The sequence below is a fragment of the Rhizobium sp. PEPV16 genome (genome assembly GCF_008919455.1).
Classification (GTDB): Bacteria; Pseudomonadota; Alphaproteobacteria; order Rhizobiales; family Rhizobiaceae; genus Rhizobium; species Rhizobium leguminosarum_Q.
On sequence record NZ_VSZV01000349.1, the window covers coordinates 91,328 to 99,236 of the forward strand.

Below are 7,909 nucleotides of genomic sequence, written 5' to 3' on the forward strand. Positions count from 1 at the left end.
GAAGTCGCTTCGCTGGCAACCAACCAAAGCTGACGCCGCTCTTGACTTCGCTCACCTTCACTCTTTCATCACATCGATACCAAACCGGCGCAACGCATAGCCGACCTGTCGCGGCGTTTTCCCTAGGATACGAGCCGCTTTGGCCTGTACCCAACCAGCCTTCACCATTGCATTGATCAGTCGATCACGCTCAGTGAAACCCGGTGCCTCCATTGTGGCTGTGGCACTGCTGGGAGTGCCTGCGTAGGGGCCCAGTCCGCTCGACATTGTGTCTCGCGGGTTGAGAGTGTGCATCATTTCGTTGCCAATACCGTCGACGTCGGTTTTCCAAAGGAGCGCCGAAAAACATTGGTTTTTCTGACAAGCAAAATCTGATGAACCGATGGTATTTGAACTGGCGAGAGTGGCGGTCCTTTGTACGCAGTTGTCCAGCTCGCGAACATTGCCGGGGAATGCGCATTTCGACAAAATGTCTAGTGCCGACGGCGCGAACTCAGAATATCGATCATTTGCCTTGTTGAATTGCTCGAGGAACACTTGCGCTAGAAGCGAAATGTCTCCGTCGCGCTGCCGAAGTGGCGGCAAAATGATGGGCACCACATTGATCCGGTAATAGAGGTCGGCTCTGAACTCGCCTCGAAGGACGGCCACTTCAAGGTTTTTGTTGGTGGCGCATATAACTCGAACGTCTACTTTTAATGTCTTCGTTCCGCCGAGACGTTCGAATTCGCCTTCCTGTAACACGCGCAATAACTTCGCCTGAAATTGTGGTGATACATCGCCAATTTCATCAAGCAAAAGCGTTCCGCCATTGGCCAGTTCGAATCGTCCAGCTCGTTGAAGGAGAGCGCCAGTGAAAGCGCCTTTCTCATGGCCAAACAATTCGGATTCCAGAACGGTTTCCGACAGCGCGGCGCAATTCAACTTAATAAACGGCTTGCTTTTCCGTATCGACAGCGCGTGTATTGCTCTGGCAAAGCACTCCTTGCCAGTACCGGTCTCACCTCTCAAAAGCACCGCGGAGTTTGTCGCGGCCACGATTTTGGTGGTTTCGAGAACCTTCTTGATCGCGAGACTGTCCCCGACGATCCAATCGATCTTATCGTGCTGGGTGTGAGGCCTCGGCTTGTTTTTCGGAATCTGTCCTGCTTGTTGTTCCTCGGTGACCGAGCCGCCATCGCTGCACAATTCGCGATATCGCTGGCAGGTTAAACCGATCAGGACGGCAATCTTTGTCAGAAGGCTTTCGTCCTGAGCTACGCTTTGCTGTGCGAAATCAATCCACAATGCGCCGATTGCTTTCCGGTTTGCTTTAATGGGGAGAACGATAGAATTTTTCCCAAAGTGCTTCTCACCGCCAGCGAGGACACGATCTATTGCGTCCGCCTGTTCAATCGTAAGTGGACGTGAGCGAACCTCGTGCCCAATGAGAGCCCGTACGTTTATCCATGGCTCTCCTCCGGCGCCGTGAATCACGATTCCGCCATCGCTCAATAGCAGATACTCGGCGAGAGCATTCATGACAGCCTTCAGCACGTTGTCTAGAGGAAAAGAAGAGGTAAGTTCTTTGGATACGGCGTAGAGTACACTGAGCCGCGTCTCTGGTTTAATCGGGCCTACAAACAGGGGAGGGTGCACTGTTTTTTACCCTGGTGCGCGAAATATGTCGGCGCATATTCCTAAGTTAACGATACGTGTTATCGACGGCGTAAATTAGCCTTTCGAAAAGTTGAGTGGATGCACATTCAATCGCCGCCGCTAATGCAGTTGCACCGATCGCTGCTGTCCGCCGGAGGTAGGAACTCTTCATCCGAATTTGAAGAGGACCCCGAACCCGCCCCGGGGATAATTCCACTTTATGTCGCCACTAGCTTCGCATAACACTCTGCATGTGCCGCATTCCAAGCAGCCATCCGAAACAATCGCTACCTGACCAATTTCGTTCAGCTCGTAGCATTTGGCCGGACAGATTTTCGTCAAGGCGAGGAGGCTCGGGCTTGGCGACAGATGCGGTCGCACCGTAATGTGTGGTCGTCCAGTATCGACGAGATATCGGTTTTGGTACAGCTTATCCTCAATGCGCTCAATGATGGTCGTCTTCATCGAATTTTCCTTTAGCGCCATGATGCGGCGGAGCGGACCGCGTCGCTAATCAACCCCCAACGGGATCGTGCCTTGATAAAGGAGGCAGCTGTAGCCTTCTCCCTGTTGATTTTAGGTGCGCCGTCGACGCGCACAAAATTTTGCGCTGCCTGAGATATAAGCGTTGGATACGTCATGAAAAAATTGTGGCTGTCGGTGTGGAGGAGGCTTGGAAGATCTTTGTGTTTGATCAGGTCTTTCATGACGAACGACTTGTCCAGTATGCCCTTATAGAGAGAGAGATTGCGTTTCGTCATCAGACCGCCACGGCTCTTTACCTGGAAGATTGCTTCACCCGCCATGAGGCCGGATGTCATCGCAAGGTTCGATCCCTCCCTATGCACGGCATTGTTTAGTTGCGCCGCGTCGCCCACGACGACCCAACCGTTGCCAAAGAGCTGTGGGATTGCCTTGAAGCCACCCTCAGGAATAAGATGCGCGGCGTATTCTTTGATCTCTGATCCGGCCAGTAATGGTCGGATCGAGGGATGTTGCTTGAAGGCGTCAAGAAGGCGGTACGGATTTTCCATGCCTTCCGCTAAACCGGAGACGAGGCAGCCGATCCCCACCGAGATCGACTCCTTGTTGGTATAAAGGAAGCCCAGTCCGGCCATTCCGCGTGAGATCGTGCCGCCGGCTTCGATCACACAGCCTTCGCTACCGCTGAGGCCAAAGCGCTCTGCGATGACGTCTTCCGGCATGAAATGCATTTCCTTGACAGCGAGGGCCACATTTTCCGGCTTCGGCATATCGCGTAAGCCGGCTCGTGTTCCAAGCAGTCCGTTCACGCCCTCAGCAAGGACGACTACGTCCGCGAGGATCACCCCGCCCTCTCGGTCCGTGTGAACGCCTATTACTTTACCGCTCAGGTCCCAAGCGAGTCTGGTCGCTGTCGTTTCACAAAGGACTGTGCCGCCCGCTTCGCGCACCTTGTGTGAGAACCATTTGTCAAATTGGGCGCGGATGATCGTATACCGGTTTGGCTTCAGTTCATTGAAGTCACCAGAGCGATAGTGCACGCCCGTGTGCGACGAGTCATCCATGAGCCAGAATCGTTGCTCGACCAGATGCCGTTCAAGAGGAGCGTCATCGCGGAAGTTTGGGATAATCGCCTCCAACATGTCGGCGTACAATATAGCCCCTTGAACATTCTTAGAGCCCGAATGTTCTCCGCGCTCCAGCTGCAGCACTTTTAGACCGCGCCTTGCCATCGAATACGCTGCGGCGTTGCCGGACATACCGGCACCAACGACTATCGCGTCGAACTTACTCTGGGTCATCTAGCTTCCTAGGTCCATAACCTTGATAGAGTTGTGCGGTGCCATTCGCTTGGCGAAAGCGTCTGTCAACGCCGGCAAGAACTCCAGCGCGCAAGCGACAACGCCGATGTGGGCGAAGTCAAAGATCGGAGCGTTCTGGTCGAGGTTGATAGCGACAATCAGATCGGCTCCTTCGACGCCAACGCGGTGCTGGACCGCGCCAGATATTCCAGCCGCGATGTAGAGCTTGGGTCTAATGGTATGGCCGGACTGACCAATTTGTCGATCCGCAGGCATCCAGCCTTTTTGGACCAGTGGGCGCGAGCACCCGACTCCCCCGCCGATCGTCGTTGCCAGGTTTCTCAAGTATTGCAGGTTTCCTGCAGCGCCGAGGCCGAGTCCGCCCCCGACCACGATGTCGGAGTTGGCCAGATCGGATTGCTCAGACCCGCTGTTACAAAGGAACGCGAAGACTTTGGTGACGATCTCCTCCTCAACCATCAGGAGTTGATGTTGGATAACGCGCCCAATTGGCTTATCCGCACGTTGCGGCGTCGCCATGACCCTGGACCGCACCGTTGCCATTTGCGGCCGGCTAATCAGCGTGTAGATCGTGCACAACAAGGACCCGCCGAAAGTTGGCCGCGTCGCTGCGAGTGAACCATCTCCATCAACATCCAGCTCGGTGCAATCAGCCGTAAGCCCTGTTTGTAACGTCGTTGCTACAGCACCGGCGAGGTCGCGGCCGAGCGTGGTCGCGCCGAGAAGGAGAATTTCTGGTTTGTGAGTAGTGACCAGATCCGTCAAAGCCTTGGTGAAGGGTTCGTTTCGATAATTGGCGAGGAGTGGCGACTCTACTAGATAGGCGACATCAGCTCCGTAGGCGAAGGCCTCTTCGATCGCAGGCTTGGTGCCCACGCCTTCAGACGAACCGAGGATTACCCCGGCCAGTTGGACACCCAGTTTGTCAGCTAGTCTGCGGCCTTCGCCGAGGAGTTCAATCGATACGGGATGAACATTGCCGCGCTCAAGTTCCATGAAGACCCAGACGTGCCGGTGATCTTCGAAACACTTAAGCAGCTTTTTCCCTGAGCTGGCGCGGCCGACCGCGTTTGCCAGCGTTTCATTTTTTCTAGCAACCAAAATCTACTCCTCGCTGCTCACCGATTGCCATGGGACGTGAGCTTGCGTTCCAAAACAGGCTGGCGGGCAAAAATTGCAGTGACCGTGTCCGCGGCGACCTCGGCCAACGTTTTGTCGTTAATGTCCATTTGCATAGCTTTTTCGGCGCGCGGACCAGGGGCGAATACTCGCTTCACGACCGTCGGCGATCCCCTTAGGCCGCATTTGGTCAACTCCCCAATGCCGGCGTCAGCGGCCCCCCATTTGAGAACCGGGCTTCGCGCGGCTCGGAAGGCGTCATCGAGAGAGCCCCGGCGGATAGCATTGACACCTTCCAGCACGGTGATGAGACATGGCAACGTGCTCTTCAGCATCTGCGTGCCGCTCTCCGCGTGCCGTTCAACCATGAGCTCGCGCGACGTGGGGTCAATGGAGACAATCTTCGTTACGTAAGTCAGTTGCTGGAGGTTCAGCCTCTTTGCAATTCCGGGTCCGACCTGGGCCGTGTCGCCGTCAATTGTCTGCTTTCCGGTAAAGACGATATCAGGCGCCCCATAGCTCTCGCCAATCTTCGCTACTGCGTGAGAAAGTGCATACGAGGTCGCCAGCGTATCAGATCCAGCAAAGTGGCGGTCGGTCAGAAGCACTGCGCGATCTGCGCCGTGGGTGAGGGCTTTGCGTAGCGCTTGCTCAGCCATGGGCGGTCCCATCGTGAGAACGGTCACCTCGCCCCCATAGCGGTCACGAACTTGTAGTGCCTCTTCGAGGGCAAACAGGTCGTAAGGGTTAATGATGGTCGGTACGCCTTGGCGCATGATCGTATTTGTCACCGGGTGGACGCGTATCTGCGCAGAGTCCGGCACCTGTTTGATACAGACCACGATGTGCATAGTCGTTTAAGCTCCCAATCGGATTTGGGCTTTAGGACCCGGCTTACTCTGAGCACTACTCGTGCCAATCAGGTTGCGCCGGTAAACCTTCGAGATTGCACATGTTTCGTTGTCGCTATGCGAAGGGGTTTTGTAGGGTTGCCGTCATGTCGTGTCGCAATCTGCGCGGCGACAATCAAGGTGAGACTCGTATTGTCTCACCCAAGGAGATCGTTTAAGCCCGCCGCGATACCCAAGCCGCCAGGCGATTGCTGGTCAGGCTGCTGAAGAAGCAAAGCCTGACGCCGAAGCGGATCGTCACCGACAAATTGCGCTCATATGGTGCTGCAAGACGGGAGGTGATGCCCGCCGTCGAACATCGATCGCACAAGGGCCTGAACAATCGGGCCGAGAATTCTCACGTGCCGCTTCGAAAACGGGAGCGGATGATGCAGGGATTTCGATCCGTCGGCGGCTTGCAACGGTTCATATCGATCTTTTCGGCACTCCGAAATCTCTTCGTCCCCCCGCACCAGAAAAACTCAGCCCTCGCCATCCACATCCATCGGATCCGCGCAATGGCGCAGTGGAAAGCCGTGACCGGCGCAACCGCCTGACGTCTCAGACAAGAGCCCTGTTCCGACCTTGATCAAACAACGTGACATCGCCGCACAGTGCCCGCTAGCCCGCTTTTCTCACAGCATCACTGGTATTGATTGGGTGCGCTATCGGCTGGCGTTGCGTGCACACCGAGGACGCGCGCGGCCGTCGCCGCGATGTGGGGCGTTTTGTCTGGGCCGGTGATGTATCCTCTGTCGTTGGTGGGTGGGTTCAGGTCCGGCGGCATCATCGGGCCGCAGCGCATATTCGGGCGTGAGCCAGGGCAAACTCCTCGGCATAGGGGCAGGCCGAAGCCACCGCCACCTTGATGCGGCGGACTGAGACGCGGACCTGGGCGCCGATCTTCAACAGCTTCAATCGGATCGTGCCGCAGGTGGCATCGGCAAGCCGGGTATGAGCGAGGCCGAGGCGGCGTAGCGCCCCGATCAAGACATAAGCCAAGGATGCAAACCAGAGCCGCAACTGATTGGCGCGCATGGTGTGGGCGCTGGTGCGGTCGGCATAGAGATCGAGCTGGCATTCCTTGATGCGGTTCTCCATATCGCCACGGGCGCAGTAAAGCTCCTCGTAAAGCGGTTGTGCCGCCCAGTATTCCGGTTCCAGCGAGGTGACGATGAAGCGCCGATTGGCCCCCGCCATCGTCCATTCGGCCTTGGCCACCACCCGCCGTCGGCATGACCAGCTGCCCTTCGTCTACCACAGGAAGTCGCGGAAGACGCGGGCAGCCTGGCCGCTTGCCTTGGCCGCAAGGCTCGCTTCCTCCAGGGCCTCGGCGATCTTCTCTTCCAACCGCTTGTTGCGGGCAAGGCCAAAGACATAGTCGACGCCGTTTGCCTCGCACCAGTCCATCAGTTCGTCGCGGGCATCCTCATAGCCCAGCGCGATCGCTGCAATGCGCTGCCCGACCAGCGTGCGCATGCTGTGGACCGTGCACTTGCGATCGCGGCCATCAATGAAGCAGGCGGCCACCCGGTCGAATAGCCCGATGGCCCCATCGACGTGGCGAAGCAGCAGCGCACAGGCATCCGAGGTGATCGCGCCGCCATCGAAGCCAGCGACGACTTTGTGGCCGTCGAAGCCTTCAAATGCGAGTTGAGCGGAGATACAGTGTGTTTGCATCGGGCCTCCGTAACGAATCTGGTAAGCCTTTGTCCTAAAAGCAGTTTCTCAGATTCGCAGGCCCGATGCACCCTTTACTTTGAGAGATTCAGGCTAGTGCGCGGACCGGGTTTTCTTTTCGGCGGAGGCCTCAATCGTAGCACTGCTAAGGGCGGCCAACGGCGCCTCTCTCAGACTATTTACTTTGTCGACAAGATCGTCAAGGCAATCCTCCCAGTCCTTGTCACTTGGCGTGGCTGAGTGGTTGTGCTTGTCTGCGAATTTTATTTCGGAACTTTTGGTCTGTTTTTTAGTGTCATTGTCGTAGTATTGCATCCAGCAATAATATTTCACGAGTTCCTCCTGTTTTAAACTGAACACTTGCGCCGATAGCGGGTTAGCCGTCGACGTATCCGGAGAGTTTCTCGATCAGTTTGTTGTATTCTTCAGGAAAGTCCCCGAACATGCCTGCGAATTTGGCGATCGTGTGAGGAGAGACAAACAGGAAGGTATTGGCTTCCTGCAATTGCTCGAAAGAAAACGAGGTTGTCTTGTGGCAGGGCGTGGAGGTCATCGCCTTGTGCGATTCCTGGGAAGCAAAGAACAGACGTACGGTGACACTCGGAGCGCCGAAAAGCTCTTCGCAGATAAACAGGATATGGGCGAGCTTTGTCTTCTCGACCGCCCCTTCCGTCTTGAATTCGCCGTTGAGGGCATTCAGCACCCCTTTGGCGATTTCCAACGAGCTACCGGACGTTAGACCCGGGATGAGCTGTTGAATTACCTGTGTATCAATCG

Annotated in this window: 5 protein-coding genes and 3 pseudogenes; 1 reads left to right on the top strand and 7 read right to left on the bottom strand. The window is 56.1% G+C overall.

All coding sequences use genetic code 11. The features are described from left to right. Positions 1 to 57: 57 nt before the first annotated feature. The 5 genes from nifA to FY112_RS30230 all read right to left on the bottom strand — a co-directional run bounded on the left by nifA (position 58) and on the right by FY112_RS30230 (position 5,413). The gene (gene nifA / locus FY112_RS30210) at positions 58 to 1,611 is read right to left on the bottom strand and encodes a nif-specific transcriptional activator NifA (RefSeq protein ID WP_151519991.1); all 1,554 of its coding nucleotides are present in this window, start codon (positions 1,609 to 1,611) and stop codon (positions 58 to 60) included. 195 nt (positions 1,612 to 1,806) lie between these two features. Beyond that, entirely contained in the window at positions 1,807 to 2,103 is a 297-nt protein-coding gene (locus FY112_RS30215; RefSeq protein ID WP_138333879.1) for a ferredoxin family protein, read from the bottom strand. A gap of 11 nt (positions 2,104 to 2,114) precedes the next feature. After that, on the bottom strand, positions 2,115 to 3,422 hold the full coding sequence (locus FY112_RS30220; protein ID WP_151519982.1) for an FAD-dependent oxidoreductase: 1,308 nt from the start codon (positions 3,420 to 3,422) through the stop codon (positions 2,115 to 2,117). Beyond that, entirely contained in the window at positions 3,423 to 4,544 is a 1,122-nt protein-coding gene (locus FY112_RS30225) for an electron transfer flavoprotein subunit alpha/FixB family protein (RefSeq protein ID WP_151519983.1), read from the bottom strand. A 17-nt stretch (positions 4,545 to 4,561) separates the two neighbouring features. Then, positions 4,562 to 5,413 carry an electron transfer flavoprotein subunit beta/FixA family protein gene (locus tag FY112_RS30230; RefSeq protein ID WP_138333885.1) on the bottom strand — a complete coding sequence of 284 codons (852 nt, stop codon included), beginning with the start codon at positions 5,411 to 5,413 and terminating at the stop codon, positions 4,562 to 4,564. A 206-nt stretch (positions 5,414 to 5,619) separates the two neighbouring features. Here FY112_RS30230 and FY112_RS30235 point away from each other — a divergent pair. Continuing rightward, a pseudogene (locus FY112_RS30235) lies at positions 5,620 to 6,009 on the top strand (DDE-type integrase/transposase/recombinase); the annotation flags it as partial. Positions 6,010 to 6,238: 229 nt separating this feature from the next. On the opposite strand, the pseudogene FY112_RS30240 reads toward FY112_RS30235, so the two are convergent. Both FY112_RS30240 and FY112_RS30250 read right to left on the bottom strand, forming a co-directional pair. Further along, a pseudogene (locus FY112_RS30240) lies at positions 6,239 to 7,132 on the bottom strand (transposase). A gap of 376 nt (positions 7,133 to 7,508) precedes the next feature. Further along, a pseudogene (locus tag FY112_RS30250) lies at positions 7,509 to 7,909 on the bottom strand (Zygote formation protein zyg1); the annotation flags it as partial.